Annotated in this window: 1 protein-coding gene; it reads left to right on the top strand. The window is 71.9% G+C overall.

Annotation, left to right across the window (positions count from 1 at the left end; translation table 11 throughout):
- Positions 1 to 252 precede the first annotated feature (252 nt).
- On the top strand, positions 253 to 452 hold a 200-nt coding region (locus A6V37_RS40835), incomplete at its 3' end, for a hypothetical protein (protein WP_157447891.1).

Here is a 452-nt window from a genome sequence, read left to right as displayed (position 1 = left end):
TGGATCGACATGGGCGTAGGGAAGGGGACGGTGCGACACGGAGGGAGGGTGAGTGGTGAGGCGCGGCGTCGGAGAAGGGCGTGGAGCGGCACGTAGCCGGCCAAGGGTGGGGCGGTGGAGCGCGGCGGCGCGACGTTCCAGCGGGAAAGTGGGCGCGTGCGGGGCAGGGGGGACAGCGGGGTGGGGGCGAAGGAGGGGGTGGAGGTGCGAGGACGGACGTGGCGGACGGGGGACGGGACAAGCAGCGTCGTGGTGCATAGGAGCGAAGACGGGCCGAACAACGGGGCAGACAGAATGGCGCTGTGGGTGCTCGGCGGCGGGCAGGGGACGATGGACGTGAAAGGGCGGGCCAGCTGGGACGCGAATTGCGACCGCGGTGGGGCAGCGGGCAAGGGCAAGCTGCCGGGAGCCGTAGTGCTCGACGTGGCCGCCGCGCCGACGCTGAACAATAC

It is taken from the genome of Paraburkholderia ginsengiterrae (assembly GCF_001645125.1).
Taxonomy (GTDB): domain Bacteria; phylum Pseudomonadota; class Gammaproteobacteria; order Burkholderiales; family Burkholderiaceae; genus Paraburkholderia; species Paraburkholderia ginsengiterrae.
Note: the sequence above shows the minus strand (reverse complement) of the source record. Positions and strands in the feature narration are given on the sequence as shown.